General features: G+C 34.1%; 15 protein-coding genes. 12 read left to right on the forward strand and 3 right to left on the reverse strand.

Annotated elements, in window-relative coordinates; translation table 11 throughout:
- Positions 1–13: 13 nt before the first annotated feature.
- The 4 genes from AAEM60_RS04070 (at position 14) to AAEM60_RS04085 (ending at position 3,586) form a co-directional block, all read left to right on the forward strand.
- A complete protein-coding gene (locus tag AAEM60_RS04070) occupies positions 14–1,000 on the forward strand; it encodes a tripartite tricarboxylate transporter substrate binding protein (protein WP_341357463.1) in 987 nt (328 codons plus the stop codon).
- Positions 1,001–1,043: 43 nt separating this feature from the next.
- Positions 1,044–1,511, forward strand: coding sequence for a tripartite tricarboxylate transporter TctB family protein (locus AAEM60_RS04075; protein WP_341357464.1), 468 nt, complete (start codon positions 1,044–1,046; stop codon positions 1,509–1,511).
- Positions 1,512–1,526: 15 nt separating this feature from the next.
- A complete protein-coding gene (locus AAEM60_RS04080; RefSeq protein WP_341357465.1) occupies positions 1,527–3,035 on the forward strand; it encodes a tripartite tricarboxylate transporter permease in 1,509 nt (502 codons plus the stop codon).
- Between the two features lie 368 nt (positions 3,036–3,403).
- Positions 3,404–3,586, forward strand: coding sequence for a hypothetical protein (locus tag AAEM60_RS04085; protein WP_341357466.1), 183 nt, complete (start codon positions 3,404–3,406; stop codon positions 3,584–3,586).
- A gap of 63 nt (positions 3,587–3,649) precedes the next feature.
- Here AAEM60_RS04085 and AAEM60_RS04090 read toward each other — a convergent pair whose 3' ends face one another.
- Together AAEM60_RS04090 and AAEM60_RS04095 are read right to left on the reverse strand one after the other, a co-directional pair.
- Positions 3,650–3,856 (reverse strand): hypothetical protein, encoded by a 207-nt coding sequence (locus AAEM60_RS04090; RefSeq protein WP_341357467.1) that lies wholly within the window; start codon positions 3,854–3,856, stop codon positions 3,650–3,652.
- Between the two features lie 305 nt (positions 3,857–4,161).
- Positions 4,162–4,986, reverse strand: coding sequence for a nuclease-related domain-containing protein (locus AAEM60_RS04095; RefSeq protein WP_341357468.1), 825 nt, complete (start codon positions 4,984–4,986; stop codon positions 4,162–4,164).
- A 99-nt stretch (positions 4,987–5,085) separates the two neighbouring features.
- On the opposite strand from AAEM60_RS04095, the gene AAEM60_RS04100 reads away from it, so the two are divergent.
- A complete protein-coding gene (locus AAEM60_RS04100; RefSeq protein WP_341357469.1) occupies positions 5,086–6,111 on the forward strand; it encodes an HNH endonuclease in 1,026 nt (341 codons plus the stop codon).
- Between the two features lie 247 nt (positions 6,112–6,358).
- Here AAEM60_RS04100 and AAEM60_RS04105 read toward each other — a convergent pair whose 3' ends face one another.
- Complete coding sequence (locus tag AAEM60_RS04105) at positions 6,359–6,619, reverse strand: helix-turn-helix transcriptional regulator (RefSeq protein WP_341357470.1); 261 nt, start codon at positions 6,617–6,619, stop codon at positions 6,359–6,361.
- Positions 6,620–6,875: 256 nt separating this feature from the next.
- Here AAEM60_RS04105 and AAEM60_RS04110 point away from each other — a divergent pair, with 256 nt between their 5' ends.
- From AAEM60_RS04110 to AAEM60_RS04140, 7 genes are all read left to right on the forward strand, one after another.
- Positions 6,876–7,199 carry a nucleoside triphosphate pyrophosphohydrolase gene (locus AAEM60_RS04110; protein WP_341357471.1) on the forward strand — a complete coding sequence of 108 codons (324 nt, stop codon included), beginning with the start codon at positions 6,876–6,878 and terminating at the stop codon, positions 7,197–7,199.
- 238 nt (positions 7,200–7,437) lie between these two features.
- The gene (locus tag AAEM60_RS04115) at positions 7,438–9,186 is read left to right on the forward strand and encodes a hypothetical protein (RefSeq protein ID WP_341357472.1); all 1,749 of its coding nucleotides are present in this window, start codon (positions 7,438–7,440) and stop codon (positions 9,184–9,186) included.
- A 14-nt stretch (positions 9,187–9,200) separates the two neighbouring features.
- Entirely contained in the window at positions 9,201–10,715 is a 1,515-nt protein-coding gene (locus AAEM60_RS04120; protein ID WP_341357473.1) for a hypothetical protein, read from the forward strand.
- A 4-nt stretch (positions 10,716–10,719) separates the two neighbouring features.
- Entirely contained in the window at positions 10,720–15,963 is a 5,244-nt protein-coding gene (locus AAEM60_RS04125; protein WP_341357474.1) for a DUF87 domain-containing protein, read from the forward strand.
- A gap of 1 nt (position 15,964) precedes the next feature.
- Entirely contained in the window at positions 15,965–16,789 is an 825-nt protein-coding gene (locus AAEM60_RS04130) for a DUF4007 family protein (RefSeq protein ID WP_341357475.1), read from the forward strand.
- Positions 16,790–16,803: 14 nt separating this feature from the next.
- Positions 16,804–21,060 carry a hypothetical protein gene (locus AAEM60_RS04135; RefSeq protein WP_341357476.1) on the forward strand — a complete coding sequence of 1,419 codons (4,257 nt, stop codon included), beginning with the start codon at positions 16,804–16,806 and terminating at the stop codon, positions 21,058–21,060.
- Positions 21,061–21,259: 199 nt separating this feature from the next.
- Entirely contained in the window at positions 21,260–22,951 is a 1,692-nt protein-coding gene (locus AAEM60_RS04140; RefSeq protein WP_341357477.1) for a hypothetical protein, read from the forward strand.
- Positions 22,952–22,960: the final 9 nt, after the last annotated feature.

Raw genomic sequence — 22,960 nt, forward strand, 5'->3', positions numbered from 1 at the left:
GGGGAGAATTACATTGAAAAGAAAACTTGTACTGATTGTCATTTTACTCGCAGGGCTCATCATAGCAGGCTGCAGCTCAAATAAATCTGCTGCAGGAAGTCAGGATTACCCCAAAAGACCGGTCGAGTTAGTTGTTCCTTTTGGTGAAGGGAGTGCCAGTGATACATTTGCCAGAAAATTTGCTGAAATCATGTCCAAAGATATGAAGAAACCCCTTCAACCTGTCAATAAAGATGGCAGCGGCGGTCTGGTGGGAATGGTGTACGCACACGGCCAGGCGAATGATGGGTATACGGTGCTTGAGGTTACGCCTTCACATGTGATTGCAGATGTGCTCGGAAAAGGGGAGGGTCTGACGTTCATGGATGAGTTTGAACCACTTGCCCGCATTCAATCAGATATATATGTTCTATCTGTGCCCGCGAATAGTGATTTAAAAAGTTTTGATGAACTGGTGAAAAAGGGGAAAGAAAAAGAGATCACCTTCGCAGGCGTCAGTCCAGGTGGTTTGGATGATATGACCCTGAATGCTTTAGCTGATGCTACAGGTGTCAAAGTAAAGTTCATTCCTTACGGGTCAGGATCGGAAGTGAAGGCAGCGGTACTTGGTGGGGAAGTGGACGTATACTTAGACAAGTTGATCAATACGGTCGGATACATCAAAGATGGCAAGGTCAAGCCGTTGGTTGTTTTGAATGACGAACGTATCGCCAAAATTGACGAGTTAAAAGACACGCCTACAACAGTGGAAAAAGGCTATGATGTCACAATCGGATCCTGGAGGGGATTCGTGGTCAAAAAGGGGACTCCTCAGGAAGTGAAAGACGTTCTCTTAGATCAAATGAAAAAAGCATATGAAACGGAAGAATACAAAGAGTTCAATGCTGAATCGCTAACAGATATTCGTGAAGGATTCCTGGGTTCTGAAGAATTCAAAGCGGCCATGAAAGAAGACTACGAAAAATTTGATAAGGTAGCGAAACAAACGGGACTTAAATAATCTTACGGCGGCTTCAAATGCCGCCCGTTTTGGAGGGGAGTATATGGGGGAAGTACTATTTCATGTTGTTCTTATACTGGTGATGGGGCTGTTTTTCAAGGAATCGTTCGCCATTTCAACAGGACGGTCGGCTGATCCAATAGGGCCGGCCGGGTTTCCACAGGTCATTATTGTGCTCATTCTATTATTATTGATCGTATCATTATTCAAAGCCATTAAGAAATCCAGTAAAGAGAAGGCTGTACCTTTAAATATTAATCTGGCATATGGCGGGCTGTTAGTAGGAATCATCGTGTTTATAGTATTGAACGATTTCATCAGCTTCACGCTGGCTACCATTCTTTTTTGCTTCTTTTTATTCTTCTTACTGGGTCAAAAAAATTATGTGAAAATGACCATCACGTCCATTGTGGTCGCGGTGACATTTACACTGGTATTCGGAAACCTATTGACCGTACCTTTACCTAGAGGAATTGGTTTGATAAAAGAATTAAGTTATTTCTTATATTGATAAGGGGGGAGAAAGATGGACATACAACTATTAGTGGATGGGCTGATGACAACCTTGACACCGATGAATTTACTTCTGGTCTTTGTCGGGATGCTGGTCGGCGTTTTTTTCGGCTCTCTTCCGGGCATCAGTTCATCGATGGGAATTGTTCTGATGCTGCCGTTTACATATTATATGGGAATACTTCCTTCCATTATGTTACTGGTAGCACTCTATGCAGGTTCAGCCTACGGCGGTTCCATCACGGCTATTTTGTTTAATACACCAGGAACACCTGAATCAGTCGCCACAACATTTGATGGCTATCCGATGACCAAGAACGGGAAAGCGGGGAGGGCACTTAGCCTGGCGATCAGTGCCTCCGCATTTGGAGGAATATTCTCTGTTCTGATTATGCTATTTCTGGCACCGCCTTTATCCAAGGTGGCCTTGAATATTCAGAGCGCCGAGTATTTCGCTTTAACCGTACTAGGACTCACGGTCATTTCATCGATTGGAACGAAGTCACCAATCAAAGCCATTGCCTCAGGGTTAATCGGGATTCTGATTGCGATGATCGGGATGGATCCCATCGTAGGGGCGAATCGATTTACTTTCGGCAATGTGGAACTGATGAACGGCCTTGAGATGATTCCCATCATGATTGGGGCGTTCGCCCTGGCGGAAGTATTGAATCAAGTAACCGACAAACATAAAGACTTGAATATGAGCAACAAAGTTTCACTGGAAACGATTAAGATTGTAGAGCTTATCAAACATAAATGGGTGTTATTGAAATCTGCCGTGATCGGGACGGTCATCGGCATCCTTCCAGGAACAGGCGGGTCCATTGCCTCAATTGTGAGTTATGGAGAAGCCATGCGTACGAGTAAAAATAGAGAACAGTTCGGGTCAGGCGAAGAAGAAGGAGTCGTGGCCCCGGAAGCTGCCAACAATGCAGCAGCCGGCGGTGCAATGATCCCCACCCTGGTCTTGGGGATACCCGGCAGTCCCACAACTGCCATCATCCTGGCGGCCCTTGCACTTCAAGGGTTGCAGCCCGGCCCTCAATTAATGACGGAGCAACCGCTGATGCTGTACTGCATATTCTTCTCTATGTTAATCGCAAGCGTAACCGTATTCATTGGCGGGCGATTGGGGGTCAAAGCCTTTGCGGCGATACTGAAGCTTCCTTATTCGATGTTGGGAACCCTCATCGTGTTACTATCAATGGTAGGCTCCTACGCCGTGGGCAATTCCATGTTTAACGTCTGGGTCATGCTTGTATTTGGCATATTGGGTTACTTTATGAAGAAATATCATTTCTCTCCTGCATCCCTAGTACTGGGACTGGTTCTTGGGCCGATGATGGAAGAGAACTTCAGAAGGAACCTGTTGGTCACAGAAGGAGACTATCTTTCCTTTATCACTAAACCAATCTCCGGAATCATTCTGCTGATTGCCGTATTGGCCATGTTCTATCCAATGATCGCCAAAGCTTTGAAAAAGAAAAAAGACATGGATGGATCGAGTGTTGGGTTTTAGGGAAGATGAGGAGGACAATGCAACAATGGTCCGATAGTAAAGACACGACTAGGGTCCCGTTCTAGTTGTGTCTTTTTCTATCATTTTTTTTTCGAATATACATATCTAGCATTAATGAAAAATAAGGTGCCAAAGAAAAACAAAGCGGTCATCAACCAGCTCGAGATCGCCCAATACTCTCCGTTTAATAGATACCCACTGATCAAAGTCACACATATCATATTTCCCACTGGATCAGGGTCTTCATTAACGGCATAACCGAAACCGAGATCTACATCTCGGTGGGCTTCACTCTCCTTGGAGGGATCCTCACCGTCTACGTACTATGGAAGAAAAAGCGGAGTGCCGTCGTCATTGTGGGCAGGGAATTGAGGAAGGTCACAGGAGAGAAGAAGAAGAGCATTCCACTTCAGGAGATTAAGAAGGTTACGTATGATAAGAAGCAGATCAGTGTTTATAACAAAGAGTATGTGCTTACGATGAAGTTTCCATTGCGATGGGTGGAGTGCGGTGAGTCTTATTATGTGATGGTGGAGCAGACGGGCATTTGAGGGAGCAGCCTTAAATTGAGGAGTGAGCCAAGGACATCCTTGGCTCTTTTTCGTGTGATCCTGCTACTTCCTGTCAAACAAATCTTCATCCCCAACTATTTCTTTGATCCCGTGATTTTCTTCAAGATACTTTCCGATAAGAGATTGATTAATCCCATGTCGGACAGCTCTCCAAATAATAGAATACAAGGCCGCTCCGATTACAATCAGCCCTACAAAAGCTAAAAAGATGACTTCCATTGCATTCATTCCTCCCATCGCTGATTTCATTTCTATTATCCTTCATCCTCAAGAGCAGGTATAATCTGTTCCTCAATAGCCTCATCCAGATCCTCTATCTGGTATTCAAGAATGCTGATTAAGTGATTTTACTCGGTTAGTAATACGTTTTGCCTGAATATGACGATGGCCATGATGATTAATGTGATTAGTAGTAGTGCGGTTTGTGTTTTTTGTGGAACTTTTGCTTCTCCTTCCTATTGGCAAATCACATATATAGCGTATCACAATGGGAAGAAGGGATTTAGTAGTTTGGTAGTTTGTAAACGTCAATGCGCATACATCAAATTTTACTATTACTTAACGTTCTTCTGATGGTCATAACAGTATATCGTCCCATTAAAATTTGGATTCGCTAAACAATAAGCCCTAACCTTATCTGAAACAGGCTTATGGCAAACGGTACAAACAGAACGTGAACTGTTCTTTTGTTCAGGTGCACTCAATACCCGCTTATGTTCTTCTCTAGTTATTAGGTCACTTATATTTGCCTCTTTGAAAGCTTGATAAATGGATAAAATATCACTCTCACTTAAAAGAGGTTCTTTATGCTGGATCTTCAACACCGATTCTTTCCGATGGATAAATTCGGACAACTCGATGTCATACACAATCAGTTCGTTAGAAGCGATTTTACGGTAATCAGGGTCTACTTTAAATGTAGAGCGCTTAGTAAATGAAACCATGGAAACAAAGAGGTTTTGGTACTTCTCATCGATCAGTGAAGAGAGTGCTTTCATGTGCCCATAGTTTTGTACAAAAGGATTCATCATTTTGAACTTCCCATTGACCAGCCACGTGTTCCGATTTTTCCCGCCATATATGGTACCCTGATAGTTTTTTGTCTCAATGACAAAGATTGCGTAAGGAGTGATTACCACATGATCAATTTGAGAATAGTCGGACTTCGCTTTTGAGTTGGGAATGAGGAGATCGCTTAGGTGGCGATAGTCCTTTTTGAGCTGATCCAGCTGGATATCAATTTTGTATTCTCCTAGTTCTCCTTTTCTAGTAGCAATTTGTTCATTGGTTCTTTTAGGTTTTGATGGTGGGGGAGTAGCAGCTTGTTTTGGTTTGGGTTCGGTTGTTTTCTTTTTTAGGAAGTTTAGGAATAATAGCATGAGTTTCTCCTTGGTGGTTTGATATACTTAGTATCGTACTTATAGGTGGGAATTTTAACCACTATTTAAATTTAGAATAAATAATCAAGGAGGCAACTAATGGCCACTCCCATCACCATCAACAAAAATAATAAACTACTATATGATGCTACCAATATTAAAGAAGCTGCAGGCTACCTTGCTGAACATCTCAATATAAAGAAGTCAAAATGCTTTGATTCCATCGAGAGGGGATATGTTTATAATATTCCCTACCATTTCGAAGGGGACGAGTATCGTTTTATAGCACCACCAGAGATTGCTGCTAATCGTCGTCAAGAATTAGAAGATAGGGACCATAAAAATGCCCGCCGTATCTGGTTGGTGCCGGCGAATCCAAACGAATATGACTTGGAAAAGGCATTCGTCCAATTTGAATACCTTGACTGGAAACGTTCCTATAACTATGAAAATGGAGATATCTTATTTTTGTATGTTTCAGGAAGTGTCAAAAAGGTCAGGTATAAGGTGGAAGTAATAGAGGGACTTGTTCAAACAAATGATACAATCTATGATAAGTCATTTTGGTTAGACCAAGAGAAGTATGAACCATCTATTGGTGGAGACAAGACGCGTGTCCGATTGGTCGATGTGGTTGATACGGATAGTCTGTCTCTTTATCAGTTAAGGGAGCATGGTCTGAAAGGGAATATCCAGGGCTCCATGAAACTTACGGGTGAGCTATGTGACTACATTATGTCGTTCTTTCAAAAGGATTTATCAGCTGAGGTTTATCCTGATGAAGTACCGGAAATGTGGGAAGGGAAGCAGAGAACGATAACTGTTAACTCATATGAACGCAATCCACTTGCTCGTAAGCAATGCATAAATCATTATGGTGCCGAGTGCCAGATATGTAAGATGAATTTCGAAGATACTTATGGGGAAGTGGGGAAAGAGTTCATTCACGTACACCATATTACACCACTACATGAAATTCAGAAGGGTTATCAAGTGAAGCCGATAGAGGATTTGATACCTGTGTGTCCGAATTGTCATGCGATGCTTCATAGGAAAGAGAATGGAGTGTATTTAACAGTAGAGGAATTGAGAGATCGTCTTAAAATAAAAATAGGCACTCCATAAAACATAATAAGAAAGCCGCATCTTACTCCCCACGTAAGCTACGGCTTTCTCTCTTAGCTAACTTTATAACTTCCTTCACATCCGAACCCCTATAAACAGAAGTCCTCCTATTATGATCTGTAAAATATATCTCCCCATAATCATGCTCACGGGAAAACCCAACAATCATAAAATTATATGTGTGCTTCCCTTTTAATAGAATCAATTCTTGTTTCTTGATGGAAATCCCCCCCAATTAACTACCAAGTCATTCTTCTGGCTGATTTGCTTTTTTTATTCTATCAATTTCCTGAAAAATCCGGTCAATGCTAATTCCTGTATTATTATGTATTCTGCTTAGTGTTAGTGAGGTTGGAATACTTTCTCCTCTCTCGATCCTCCCGTAGCCTTCTTCAGACATTTTAGTGATCCAGGCAAACTCAGCCTGGGTCATATCCATTTCAATTCTTCTTCTTTTCAGTAGCTTTCCCAGTAATTCCGCAAAAGGCTTATTTTCTTCTTTTACCAAAGGATTCTCCCCTTTTTAGAACCATTATCAAATTGGGGAAAATCATGTACCACGAACAGTAAGTAGAATTATTACAAATTATGTAAAATTTATTAAATTTATTTTTGTCACTGGTTATTTATAAGGGATTTCTATATTCAGGTGCCTTATAGGGATTGAGAATTGGTAAGAAAGTAACTGATGTGTCCATCTTTCCTCTATGGACTCCATATAAATGTTAAAATATAGGTAATATAATCCATAGGAGGTCACCAACATGCCGACCTACAACAAGTTAGTACGGGATAAAATCCCACAGATCATTGAAAGTAAAGGTAAGGAGTTTTCAACAAAGATCCTCAACGATGAAGACTACATAAAGTATTTAAAAGAAAAAGCTTATGAGGAACTTGATGAATACTGTGCGGCTGAAACGGATGGAGAAGCTGTGGAAGAGCTTGCTGATCTCTTGGAGGTTATCAGGGCTCTGACTAAGCAGCATGGATCTACTATTGCAGAAGTGGAAGCAGTGCGGAGAGATAAGGCTGGGAAGCGAGGGGGATTTGAGGAGAAGGTGTTATTGATTGAGGTGGAGGATTGATTCATTGGTTGCTGAAGGAGAATATGATTTTGAAAAGAGATTAGTTGCCTAATCTGAGGTATTTATACTATATAAGTACCTTGTAGTTAATGGCTTCATACAAAAAACAATTTGCTTGTGTAAATGCAAATTAGTATATATTACTCATAATGTTATCCTTTTTAAGGAGAAACCCACTTTTTAATAGTCTGTAAGTAAGGTAGTATTAAAGTAATATCCATAAACTGGAGTGGTCGAAATGGTAAATGATTATATCAACTACTTAAACTCTATGAATAACGCGAATAGCTCTAACGAAAATGCATTAGCAGAAGCTCAAATAACAAACCCTTATTATGAAAAAATAAGAGTTGAAAGAAACCTAGGGAAATATTTAGCACAAAAAATTAAAAATAAGCCCACATCAATTATTCTTACAGGTCATGCAGGTGATGGTAAGACTAGCCTTATTTACCAAATATTAAGGCAATTTGATTTGCTAGAAGCTAATAAGAATTTGAAAGTTGCAGATGAGCTTTATTCTGAACGAATGGGAAAGTCAATATTTTATGTTAAAGATATGAGTGAGCTCTCAGAAGTAGAGCAAGAGAAATTATTATTGAAATGCTTAAATGCTAAAAAAGAAGGAAATTCATCTATTCTAGTCTCAAATACTGGACCATTGCTAAATACCTTTAAAAGGGTTAATGATAGTCCTGAAATTGAAATGAAACTCTTAGAACTCATGGATGAAAATGAAGGAATAGAATCAAATGTTGCTGGTCACGAAATACTTTTAATTAACATGGCTCGAATTGACAACGTGGTACTAGCCCCTAAGTTATTAAAGAAATTACTCTCTGAAGAATTATGGAATCCTTGTAACCAATGTGAAAAGAATTCAATGTGTCCTATTTATAATAATTATCAAACGATAAACAATAACATCGAAAATGTTAACAATGTGCTATCAGCTTTTTATAGATGGTTATTTGAGAATGATAGAAGACTAACTGTTCGACAGATTTTATCTCATTTATCATATTCGATAACAGGTAATTTAGGTTGTAGTGATGTAGCAGAAAATCAAAGCGAATTTCAGAATGTGGTTCATAAGTTTAACTATCATTCGTCTAATTTATTTTTTGGATATATTGGTATTGAAAATGACGATGAATCGAATCAAATACAAGCAATTAGGGAAATTCAACATCTTAAGTTAGATTCTAAAGAGCTACATAAGGATTATTCACTTTTTGTTAAACAAGACTTTTCTTATCTTTCTAGGGAAGTCCAGAGTATTGCTGAACAAATTTGGGCAAAGTATCATCGTGAATATACTCATAATTCACTAAACCTCCTCAAAGATGAGAAACCTTATAAACTTCGAAAAGCTATCAGAAGAATGCAAATTATGTTTGGTATGCACGACATAGACTCATTGAATACTCTATACAGTAGCTTGTTTTCACCCGTCTTTGCAAAGTTTTTACTTATTAGAAATGAAGAAATTGGAACTCGAGAAAATAGAGAATTAAGAAATAAGATAACAAAAGCTCTATATTTTATTTTTGTAGGGTCTTTAAATGGATATGAAAATAGTGACGAAATTTATTTACCTTTAATCAGATATGGTAGTGGACTTCAAAATGTACAGTTACTACAAGGTAAGATAGAAAAACGGGAAATAAAATTAGTACAAATATATAGAGAATCAATTTTTGATGAGGATGAAAGTCACTATATTTTAAATTTGAAATTTGCAAAAGTCACTAAATCTTTTCCAGTATCGCTAATGTTATTTGATTATTTAGATAAAACTTCAAAAGGTGCTGTTTCTACAAGAATTAATCCATCTTTAAGCCATGGTATAGATACTATGAAAGCCAAGTTGTATGAAAAGTACAAATTTAAGGATAATCATACAACTGAGGTTTTAGTTCATACAAATAATGGAGCTAAAGTCGTTAGACTTGAGGTAGATAGTTATGAAGTATTTGTGGACTGATAGGAGGGATTATAATGAATGAGAATACATTTCCAAGTAATAATTATAAAGTGGATATGCAAAATATCCAGATTCAAACATATGGACAAAGATTATATAAAGACCAGTCATTCTATGAGTATTTGCTTGAATTCCTGTTGGTTTTTATTTCCAAAAAAGGAACAAAAACAAACATCTCGGAAGAAGGTTTTTCTTTTCCCATTCATTTAGCGAATGAAAAATTAGCATACAACCTTGTACCAAACATGGGCTTAAAAAGGTTTATTTTTCTAAACAGAAGTGAGCCCGACAAAAGATTTAAAGTAGATACTGAGGCATTAGAAGATCATAGGGCTCACATGAAGAAACGAATTAACGTTTCTAATAATACTATAAACGAAGATTTTATCGTTGATGTACTTCAGGATTTACTATATGGCTTTAATGCAATTATTGGGAAAAGATCATGGTTTGCTCAGGCATTATTACCTGTAGCACCCGAATTGATTTTCTGTGAAGCAATTGGAAGTAAGAAAACTAGAGAAATCCTAACATATGAACCAGGAGCTAAAGATGTAGATTATTCTTTTGAATTTAATGGTCGATACTTTATGGCAAGAGGTGGAGAGGTTTATTACTTACATGTTCTTCAAGGATTAGTGGAAAAGGGAGAGTACAAAGATGAGTTAGAGAGACATTTAAAAACGCTCATAAATAGCGTGCCTCAGTTAAGTAAGATATCAGAATTTATCCAAGGTACATGGGAAGATTATCATTATTCTGGTGATAATCAAAAGGAAATTCAAAAAACAATGGAATGGATACCGGATAATTATAAAGAAAGATCTAGTTTTACTATAATAGAATTAAAAAATTTATTAAGTTCATTAATAAATCCACTAGAAATGATTGATTTACTTGGCTCGTTAATTATTTTGCAGATAATGAGAATGATGTCTCTTCAAGCATCTAAATTGTTAAAAAATGAAGATGATCTCGTCTGGATTATTGATTTAACAGATGATCCTACTGGTCAAGTTCGAAAAATAGCTGCATCTCAATATTCCAAAGTAGAAGAAGACGTATTTAGAGCAGTCCATACAGCGGATATTGACTCTTATATAGCTGCTTCTAGTAAACTCAAAGATAAACCAAGAGAAATGGTAGAACCGAAACTTTATGAGGATGCTTCTAAGGATACTAATCGTTTAATTAGAAAGTTAGGTAAAGATATTGGATTTATAGTCCCGCCTAAAGGAGCTAATATGAGGTTTAGTTTAAATGAAGAATTAGTAAAATTATTAGTTATTACCTTAATAGAGCCAGGTGAGAGGATCTTACTTAATACATTTTTAGAAAAATGCTACGATCATTTCAAAATGATTATTGGACCAAAGCAGGCAAAAGTGTTTTGGGAAGAAAATAAAGATGTTGATGTTTCTCCCTTTAATAAAAACCTAGATAAATTCCAACAAATGTTAAAAGACTGTGGGTTTTTAAGGGATTTATCTGATGCAACTTCTATAGTAGAAAATCCTTTTAAGGGGTGATTATATGAATGCTTATATTAGTGAAATTAATAACCTATTATATAAAAAAATAGATTTCAATGAAACTTCAAGGCATTTGTTTAGACTAGATTATTTTGTACATCCATATATATATATCAGTGTTTGCTCAGATATCCAAAAAAGAGCTGGAAATAATGGGGTCGAATTTACGGGTAAGATAGCTCCAGATCAGTATAAAGATTATGAAAATAATCCTGCTTATAGGAAATATCTACCGGAATTTAACAAAAATAATTATATTGATAAACAAGATTCCATGACAAAATGGAGAAATGAATGGACACAAAAGATACCTGGTATTGTTCTCTTGATGGGAACTGAGAATGTGGAGGATAAGGGTGGATTAAGAGATTTTTATACAATAACCCCTAAAACTGTTGAATCTAGTCTTGGAGAAAATTATTCTAAATGGTTTGCTAACTACATTGATGTAGATGATAAAGAGGAAGTAAATATCATAAATAATTTTTTTATAAACTTATTTAAGATAGTACCTAAAGATTTATTTAAGCTTAGTCAAATTGTTGATGAAATAGAGAAGGAACGCCAACTTGATGCAACTAACGTCATTAATATTTTCGTTAAAAGATTATGGGATGACTGGGGTTTACCCTCACTATATGCCCTAGAAGATAGGGAGATAACGAAATTAAAAAAAGGAAGAAAATTCGATTTGCTTTTAAAGGCGAACAAGTTTGCTAATAGAGGAGAATTTAAAGATGGCTTGAGTAAAAGTAAGTTTGATAAACTCGAACAGAAATTTCAAAAATTCATTAATGAGAAATATGACATGATTGTTCACTATGAAAAAGACTTAAAACGTGAGTTCGACTCTTTTGAAGATTTTAAGTCAGGGATGTTCAATTTTTTTAAAGGGAAAGAAATAGAAATCCTTCGTCCAAAACTCTCTCGATTAGACTTCCAATTTATTAATGAAATTTTAGATATAAAGCTAAGTAGTGGTGCACAGAAAAAAGATAAAGTGACCCCGATATACGGTGCGCCGTTACCAGTTTATTCTAAGATGATTTTGAGTACCTTGGATAAATACTTTAATAACTCTAACATCGGTATTAATGAAAAGGTGAAGATAGAAATTAATGTAAAAAGCGTTACCTTTGCGGATACTTTAAATTCAGACGAAGAAAAATATGATAAATGGACTAGTCTTTGTATGTTTACTGGTGGCCTATTAGATTATATTAATGATGAAATAGAAGATTTGGTGTCAGTTGATTATGCTGATCGATATGAATTTTTTGATATAAACAAGTTTGCTGATAAAAATATTAAAATTGCTTCCAGTAGTCAGAAATTGTCAAATATTATATTTGAGTTTCGAATTGGAGAAATATTGAAAAGTGAATTTAAATGGATTTTTCATACCAATGACTATTGGTTTCAAGCGTTTACTCACTTAAAAGAAATAAAAGAGAAAATGGAAGTTGAAGCACCTTTACTTCCGATTTTTCATTGCAAGAATCTAAGTGGGTTATTAGAGGTTACAGATAAAGAGTCTTTTCATTTTCAACTTAATGCAACGAATTTAGAAATGGTTAATGTTTTTTCGCTTATGCCTGAAGATGTACGAAACGGGTTGTTAGCTTCAAAATTGTTCAAACTAGTGAGACCCTTTGATAATTTTATTAAATCTTTATATGAGAATGGTTTGTATAATTGTATTAATCAAGCAAAGAATGATAGTGCACTTAAATACATTTCCTCTTATATAGCAATGTCAGAGGGTTTATGTGGGAAGATAAATGAATTAAATTTAGTTGAGAAAGACTACTTGAACTTAGTCTCTAATTTATTTTATATGGTGTCTAATAAAGAAGCTGCTTCTTACCAATTAAAACTAGAAGGTGCGATAATTCCACCGTATCACCCTGCCCTTTTGGAAAAATTAATAGAACAGCAAGCATTTCAGAGACGTGGAATAAAATTAACTATAGAAGAATTAATAGAAGGCAGTACCTTTAACAGAATTCAAAATAAAATTATGGAAATTGAAAAACATTCAACAATTATTTCAGGAGTAGATACAATAATTTCTGAACACGAAGAATCAAAAGTACCAAAAAAGGTTTATGGATATTACGCTTTACACGGGAAGATAACTTCCGATTTAACCTTAGATAATAGTGTTTTTTTAGATGGAGACTTGGTGTTTGATGAGGACTTTGATACTAAAGAAATGATTTCTGATAGCGCTCTTTCTAAGTTAATAACTGAACAAATAAATGAGTATGTTAAAACCTACCCTGCACATACGGATACCATTAAGATAACATTCTTAAACTTTTCAAATTTACAGCCATTAATAGCAGGGGTACATAACTTCGTTAATAGCTTAGAAGGTATAGGCCATAAAATTCATTTGAAGTTACAGATTTTAGCTGAAAATAGTAATAACCAGGGTAGAAATTATGTTAACTATTGGCTAGATAACTTTTTTACAGAAGATGATCCCGTTGAAATTGAGACATATTTTAATGAAATTAATCTCTTTGATGTTCATTTAAGTGAATTTGATGAGCAACTTTATGAAAGTGATTTAACTTTTCTGGATAATATCTTAAAAACAAATGAAATTATTTATGAAAGAACTGGAGAAAAATCTATTGATCCATCAGAGACAAGGTTTCCTATGGTTTTTCATCCAATACCAGTGTTAAAAAAGAATTTCACTAAAAACATTTCTATTAGTCAGAAACAATTCCAAGCTTCATACAGTCATACTCAGTTACTACACTGGATTGAACGACCTCACAGTGTTAAGGATATGTATAGAATTGAGAAAGAACTTACGCTCCCTGAAAGAATAGGTGAGCTTTTAGAATTTCTACATTTAAAAACTAGATGGTTAGTTACATTAGATTCAGGTTTAGATAAGACTTTTCTAAATGAAAAAAATGTAATTAGTTTTTCTACTGGTGAGGGAACTTTTGGTGAGTTAAATATGACTATCTCATCAAGACCTGACGTAAGAACTGATCTTGAAATAAAATTAACTCGCAGGCTAAAAGCTCTATTTCCTTCATGGTCATCAGAGCAATGTACTCTTGCCTCACAATACTGCGTTGAAAAATCTTTTGTCTTAGATGGACTAAAAATTCTAAAGGCTTTAAATCCCTATGATTATGAAATTCATAGCTTTTTATCGAGTTTATTATCTTATGAAACCTTAGGGATGAACAATATAAATGAAGACACTATCATAAAAAATTTCATTTCGTTAGATACTTACAAACATTGGTTTTACGGGGAAACAAACAGGCCGGATTTTCTAAAGATTGAAATTAACAAAGATACTCAAGAAGAAGTAGTTGTTATTGATGCAACTCTTATTGAATGCAAAATGGCAAAGTATAATGATGCTCACATAAAAAAAGGAATACAACAATTAAGTAATGGTATAAAACACTTGATGGGAAAATTCAATCCTTTATCCCAGGATTTTAATAGAAGGTATTGGTTTTCACAATTATATAGAATGTTAGCATTCTCAAACATGAATATATCTGAAAATGAAAAAGAAAGAACTAGCTTAAATCAACATTTGTTAAAAGTTTTAGACGGGAAATTTAAGGTTAATTGGAGTTCCTGTTTGGTAACATATTGGTTAGATTACAATAATGAGTTTATTGATGAAAACGTTTTTATACTAGAAGGATCAGAAATAAGTTGCAGGCACTTGGCATACGGTCAATTATATGTGCAATCTAATTTACTACCTGAGGATCTAAGAAATAAAATTGAATTTGAAGATCCATCTAGTTTAGAGATCTCTTTAGTTGCAGATGATGAGGTAGCAAACGATTTAGTTATAGCAGATAATTCGGAGAAATTGAAGGACGACAAAGTTGTCGATATCTTTGATGGCTTTGAAAATGTAACTAAATTTAAAAAGGAAGTAGAAAAAAACACGACAAATAATAAATATAAATCCGAGAATACTATAAGAGATCTACCCAGGGATGAAAGAATGCATATTAAAAAACCTGACATTATAAGTACAAAGAAAAAAGATCTAGACTCCACTGAAAATATAACGGTTGTTGCACAAAAAGAACAAGAATATAAGACATCCTCACCATTGGAGAATATCAGAATACTTTTAGGTGAAGAACTTAGAACTAAGAGGAAAATATATTGGGAATATGGTCATCCTCAATTAGAAAATAGGCACATATTAATTTCAGGTAAATCAGGAGTAGGAAAAACCTATTTTATGCAATGTATGCTTCTTGAATTAGCTAGGAATAATATTTCAAGCATAATATTTGATTATACAGATGGCTTTAAAAGATCAAAGTTAGAACCGGAATTTAAAGAGTATCTTGGTGATGGAGTGGAACAATTTCATATTCAATTAAATCCCTTTCCAATAAACCCTTTTAAAAAGAATATGAAGGAAATAGACGAAGACTTATATAAAAAAGAAGAAGATACAGATGTAGCAGAAAGAATGAAGAGTGTATTTTCAGCAGTATACAAGGGAATGGGCGATCAACAAGCCAACGCAATCTATCGAGCTACAATGCGTGGTATGGGGAAATATGGTGATAAAATGAACTTGAAATATTTAAGAGATGAATTAGAAATTGATGGTTCATCAAATGCAAAGACAGTTCTAGCCAAAATTGAGCCATTAATAGACCGTAATCCATTTGATGCTGAATCCGAATATAATTGGACTGAGCATAGAGGAAAAGAAGGGATTATTTTTATTGTTCAATTATCAGGTTTTACTAGAGAAGTTCAATTAATTGTTACCGAATTTATTCTATGGGATTTATGGAATTATAATTTATCACATGGAGATAAAAGTAAACCATTTCCAGTAATATTAGATGAGGCGCAGAACCTAGATCATAGCGAGAATTCTCCAAGTGCTAAAATCTTAACCGAGGGGAGAAAGTTTGGTTGGTCAGGGTGGTATGCTACTCAATTTATGCAGGGTCAACTGAATAAAGATGAAATTCAAAGACTTCAAATGGCAAGTCAAAAAATTTACTTCTCACCACCAGAGGCTGAAATTAATGACATGGCATCATTCTTAAGCACAGAAAGTCAAAAGAAAAAAGAGTGGGCTAAGCGACTATCTAATCTTCCGAAAGGACAATGTATAGTAGCAGGTCCTATATTAAAAGAGGACGGTAGGATTGAAAGAATATCACCAATGATAGTAAATGTTACGCCATTAAGTGAAAGGATTAATTAAAATGACTCTTCCATTAAGCTTTCATCAAAAGTTTGCTCCTGAAAAAGAAGCGATTGCACAATTAGTGCAATTCGCTTCAAGCTTTAGTGAGAAATACTTTACTAAAGAAGAAATTTCTTCGCAAACAACAATCCCTACTGGTAAAGTTTCAGGTAAAGTTGTTCCACACATTGAATATGCTATTTTAATGGGGTTACTTGAAGTAAAGAAAGATAAATCAAAATACCAACTATCCCTTACTTCTTTAGGGAATGTTGTTAGTGAGGAAGATCCTTACTTAATAGAAAGCTTAACACACCTGTTATGTCATTATAATTTAACGAATGTTAATTCGAAGGCTTTATTATGGTCTTTTATATTTAATAATTTATTTAATACTCAAGGTTTACAAATTACGAGTGATTCATTAAAGAGAGCTGTTAATAGATTTTTTGAAACAAAAGAGGTGAATATTTCTCCTTTTCGTACTTGTTATTTAGAAGAAAAATGTTTTGGGAACCTGAATTTATTAAACTTCGAAGAGGGGAAATTTCTTTTAAAGCCACATAAAGTAGATCGCACATTTAAGTTTCTATATGGGTATCTACTTTTATTTCATTGGGAAAAAATATTAAGTGATGAAAGTGAAATTACTTATGATACTTTGTTGAACGATTTAGGATTTGGCAATCCTTTTATGTGGGATGAGACCAGTATTAATGAAGTTTTAGAAATGTTGCAAGAAGAAAGAATAATAGTTATTAATCGTCAGCTGTCACCAGTGACATTTATAAAACAAACCTCGTCAAGTACGTTATTAGTCAAAGTATATAGCCTTTTAATATAAGGAGTGTAAATAAGATGGAGCAGAAATTAAAAGACATAATTCGTTTTAAAAAAGAGCTATATTTTAATGGAGCTGTTCAAGTAGATTGGTTTTATAATCAAGAAAGGCAAGCAGAGGTAGCCAAAAGTTTTGTTTTTCACGGTCCTGAGTATTTTGGAGTAGGGGAAGATGATATTACTTTTAAAAGTCATAGGCTTGTAGATACAGCAACTTTCACGAAAATTATTGCAAATAAATTATATGGAGAAGGCACAGAATCAAATTTCTTTATGACAATAGCACCGTATGGAACTGGTAAATCTCATATGGCCGTCACTTTAGCTAGTTTATTCAGTAGGAATGATACTTTACAAAAAAATATTCTCAATAACTTAACTAAAGTAGATAAGAAGTTAGCGACTGAAGTAAAAGAGTTAGCACTAAAACCAAATTTAGTACTAGTTCTAAATGGTATGAAGGATTTCAACCTAAACTATGAAATACTAAATGCAACACAAAAAGTGCTCAAGTTGCAAGGTGTTAATGGAGAGTTTTTGAAGTCTTTAACCAAATCATATGATATTGCGAAGAATTTTGTAACTAATACTTTTAATAACTATGAAAATTTATATATTGAGTTTGCGAAAGAAAGCTTAACTAATTTTGATAATGATAGTCTTAAGGAATACTTATTAGAAAATATTATTCAAGATGCGAATGCCTTTGAGGTAATTAATAAGGTTTATCACCAAATAAATGGTATTTATATTCGATGGGATGAAGGGGTATCAGCGGGTGATGTTTTAACAAAGATAGCTGATACACTTTGTGGTGATAGAGGCGAATTTAATAAAGTTGTAGTTTTATTTGATGAATTTGGTCGATATATTGAATTTGCATCATCTTTTCCTTCAAGAGCGGGAGATTCAGCTTTACAACAAATTTATGAAGCTGTTCAAGACAGTGGGGATAAAATAGTATTTATTGGTTTTATACAGTCAGATCTAAAGTCATACCTAACAAGAGTGGATAGAACTGCCAATATTAATAGGTATATTGGAAGATACGAAGCTAGTGAGAAAATCCACTTATCATCCAATTTAGAAACGATATTTGCAAATTTAATTGAAAGAATTGAACCAGATAAATTTAAAAACCTTGTAGTTGATAAGTATGATAAACAAGTTGAAGAATGGAAAGAGTTTCATCAGAATTTCATCAAATGGCAACCACAGGCTTTGACATCTAGTGTTTGGGGTTCTTTTAATCATTTTAAAAAGGTCATTTTAGAAGGAACTTTTCCATTACATCCGTTAACTTCATGGATGTTATCGAATTTATCCTCTTGGTTGCAACAGAGGTCATCTTTAACTTTTCTTGAGAGGCAAATAGACTTTGAAGGTAACACAGAATTAAATGAATTCGGGAGTTTACCCCTTATTCCTGCAACACGTATTATCAGAACAGAATTCTTTAAAGAGTTATTAGCAGCGGAACAAGAAGGTAGGAAACAAAGTGAATATTGTATACTCTATAACCAAATTTTAACAAAATTTGGTGATAAGATTGACAATAGGCATATGGAAGTATTAGCTGCAAATTTAATTCTCCGAATTGGAAGGTTCAAAACAAGTTCATTAGAGGAAACAAAGAAAGCAATCTGTTATGCAACTAATATCAGCACTAATGAGGTTCACAAAGCATTAAGTGAATTAGAGCATGAGTTTGGGGTAATTAGCTACGATGATACTGCAAATGTGTACGACTTTATAGCAGATGCGACAGGTATAAATGACTTTAAAAGGTTAATATCTAGAAAACGTAGGAAGTTAGATATCAATTTAAGTATTGCGTTAGATAACTTATCAAATAAAGTATTACCATTAGATACAATGGAAACTTCTTTTGGCAGAAAGAATCAAATAAATACAAGAGAATGGGAATTTGATCAACAAATTGTGCATTTTCAGGACTTAGATCATTCTTTTTTACTAAATTTAAAAAATGACTTTGAATATGCAACTGGACCTGATAAACCGAAAGGTAAATTATTATGGTTGTATTTACCTCCTGTAATTAATGATTCTAAAATAGAAACTATTTCACAATTAATTAAGCGCTTCAATTTCGATAAAATGCCTATTGCCTTTTTTATATTGGATGATAAGGAAAAGAAATTTTTCGAATCAATAAAAGACTATCAGATTTCAAATTTGTTTACAGAACAAGAAGCAGTAAAGTATAGCAAGTTTATTCCTGAATATAAATACAAGACTGAAACTGTTGTAAAAGATAGGTTCAATGAATTGGTTTCTAAGCGAATTATTTTAACTAAAAATGGTTTAGAAAAATCTACTATGAGACCTAAAGTTTATTTCGATAGTTTGTTTGATGAATTATATCATTCAGTTATTCCGTTTCCTTTTACTGAGTTTTCAAATAAAACATTGGCTAAGGGTAAAAAGAATTTATCTAGAATAGGCAGATTAATACTTTCAGGAGCTTCATTCCAGTTAATACATTCTGAAACAACCGAAATAAAAAATAGGATTGAATCACTTTTATTCGAAGGAAGACTAGGTTCTTGGGGTGTTTTTAATAGTGAATATCAATTAGTTTCGCCCACTAATATTAAAGTTCGTAAGATATTTGAGGATCTTGATGAATTAGTTGATGATGAAGAGGTCTATATCGATAAAATATTTGAAAAATATCAGAGGCCCCCATACGGAATAAATGATTTCGCTCTTGCGTTATTAATTGCAATATTTCTCGTTCAAAAAAGAGTAGAATTAAGAGTAAACTTAAATGAACAGAGACTTCGTTTAGATGAATGGGGTAGCAAAATCTTCTTAGATAAAAAAGTTGATTTTAAAAATTTGTTTGAAACATCAATTATTAAAGTTAATCCTGATAAATTAGCAGGTAAATATATTAACTTATATAATAAAGTAGAAAGAAACAACGATATTAATAAAGCACCTATCTTGTGGAAAGAGTATGAACAGTTAAAGCTTGAAGAAGAAATACCAGAAAATCTTGAAGATAAAATGATGAACTTAGAACTGATTCTTAGAGAAGGTACAAAGCTCTATGAAACCAACACTAGAAAATTTGGACTTCTTAGATCCTCTTTAGATGATGGAATAAAGAGAACTGATTTCAAAAAGATATTTGAGGTTTTAAGTGGCTGTAATGAAATTGATGGATCAATAGAAAATTCGCTTAGATATGTTTATAATATTGAGCAGGTAGAAGAAGCGAATAAAATGACAGATAAATGTCATGCTTTTATTGAAAAAGAATTTTCTAATTGGTTAAACCACTTAAAATGCCAAAGTTATGCCCAAATATCTGCTTTCGAAAAGTGGGTTAATCATTTAATCAGTGATTTTTCGAAGTATGGATATACTGAAGAATCTAGAAAACTAAGAACAAAATTAAATAGCATCTTAGATGATTTAACTGTTATTAGAAAGCTTGAAAATATTAATGAAAGTGTTGAAAATTTTCTTAGTAATAACAAACCTTCTAATTCTTCAGGTTATGATGAATTAGTTCAAATGAAAAATGATGGCTTAGAACTAGTAAAGCTTTTACAAAATGATAAAGTAGATAAAAAGTATATGAATGAGTTTTTAGTAAAAGTAGATTCAAGGATAACGCAAATAGAAGTTTTCCTTGAAAAGTTGGCACAAGAAATATCGTCTATTTATGACTCTATGTTTGAATTAGCTAATATTCAAGATTGCAAAGAATTTATTACTAATGTTAAGAATATACTGAATAAATCCATTAATGATGTTGATCGGGAGGGTATTGAAGAAGCAGCTAATCATGTGCAAGATTTCTTGAATGATTTCTCTTATTTAATTTCCTATCAAGATAATAGAAGAGACTTAGAACTCGAATTAAATAGTTTGTTTAACAAATGGACTGATTTAGAGTCAGAAGTCGATTTTACTCCTATTATTGATTCTATTAAAAAAGAATTAATAGAAAATATTAACCATAAAGAGAATAAATGGGTGGATAGTTATATAAGTATTGAAGAAAAACTTGTGTCTTGGAATGTGTCTGAGTGCTCAACATGGTTAGAACAAACTAGAATTATACCCAGCTTTATAAGTGAATCAACAAAGGATAGATTAAAGGAAATAAATATTCTTATTAATGAAAGGCTTAATGATTTATCTGTAGATGCTGTTTTAATGCTATTTGATAACCTTACTGATAAGCAGAAAGAAATATGTGTGATGAAGCTAAAAGAAAAAACAAGAGTTGAGATTTAATTTTTAGAGAGCATTCCTCAAGAGTGCTCTCTTTTTATATATTCTTGGGTAATCTAAAAATAATGTAAATGGAAATTTTTAATTATACCAATCTATTAGAATAAGTGAAAAAAAGGAAAATGTATATTACAATATAAATACAAACATGTTAAAAATGAGTTTCGTATAAATATATAAATTTTCCGAAGGAGGAAAAATTGTGAAAGGTAATTCTTTTGTTTACTATCTAGATCAATACAACGTATTATCCCCTAACCATTCCAAAATTTATGATGAATATACAATTGATAAGAATAATGAGAATTCTTATTCATTTACTATAGAGACGAAGATTGAAAAAACCCTTATAAATTTATTTGAAACTAATCCTCAGAGTATCATTCTTACTGGTAATGCTGGTGATGGAAAAACAAGGCTCTGTAGGATTGTACACGATTACTTCAATAGGGACAGTTTAGAGAATTGGCCGGAAGATGGGATTGTAGAGTTTCCTTTTAGTAATGGGAAAATAAGAATCGTTAAAGATTTGTCGGAGCTAAAAGAGGAAGTTATCGAAAAAGAACTAGCACATTTACAACAAATAATTACGTCTGGAAATGAAGAAAAAGTATTTTACCTTATTGCTGCGAATGAAGGGAAACTGACAAAATTCTTGTCGCAGTATGAGAATCTAAACAAATTACAGTATGAAGTAACATCACGCTTTAAGTCACATGATAATAACTCTGATCAATTTAGCATCTTCAATTTATTAGATGTAACTTCTTCTGTTTATGTAGAGAAAGTTCTATCCGAGTGGAATAAATCTGAAAACTGGGATGCATGCCAGGCTTGCCCAAAACAGGAACGATGTATCATACATATGAATCATGAGAGAACTTCTCAAAACCATATTCAAGATAAGATCGTAGAACAGTACAAACTGCTCGACTACTTAGATACTCATATTACTATGAGGGAAATGTTAATTCACATAAGTTATATGCTAACAGGTGGATATAAGTGTGATGATGTACTAAATGCCAATTATAAAGAAATTGAAAAACAAACTAAGAAACCTTACTATCAGAATTTCTATGGCCATGAATTAGATGAGAATGCCTTTTCAGAAATGAAAGCTTTGAAAATATTTAAAGCTCTAGATCCGGGAGTCTATTCCCACTCTTCGATCGATGACTTTATTATTAACGGTGATATCAATGGAGACGTGGAATCTGAGAAAGCACATAATGTTCTAATAGGGGATTCGTTAGACTTACAGCTTGGTTACTTTAAGAAAAAATTAACGTTGTATCGGGACTATGATGTGGATAAAGATCATTCTATCGTCAACGACTGGATTCCTAAACTAAGAAGAAAGTACTTTTACGAGACAGTAAGTGAGGACAGTGTAAATGCAAATCAACTGTTGCCATTTGAATATGTTGACGAATATGTAAATTTATTTGGTAACCCTAAAGCTCAAGCACAATTGAAAAAAGATATGATAAACGGTTTGAATCGAATCTTCTCAGGAAGACTCACAGAAATAAACAATAAGCACTTATTTGCCACAAATAAGAACTTGATGATATATGAACAATTTAGATCAAAAGATGTAGATATTGAAGAAGAAGTGGGACGATTAGATTTAGATCGAAAACCTTCTAGATTTAAATTGTCAGTTAGGGATGAAGTTTCTTTAAACATGAACTTAGCGGTATTCGAATACCTAATGAGGGCGAGTGGCGGTGGTACTCATAACGTTCTGCAACAAGAAGCAGAAATCTTGATAGATACATTTAAGAATGAATTGATAAGAATAAGTGAGCCGGAAGAATATGAGCTAAACATATTAAGGTACGATAACAAGACTGGGCTCTTTATAGATGATGAAATAAGTTTGTTATAAAGGAGACAT

Source organism: Rossellomorea sp. y25 (assembly GCF_038049935.1).
Taxonomy (GTDB): Bacteria; Bacillota; Bacilli; order Bacillales; family Bacillaceae_B; genus Rossellomorea.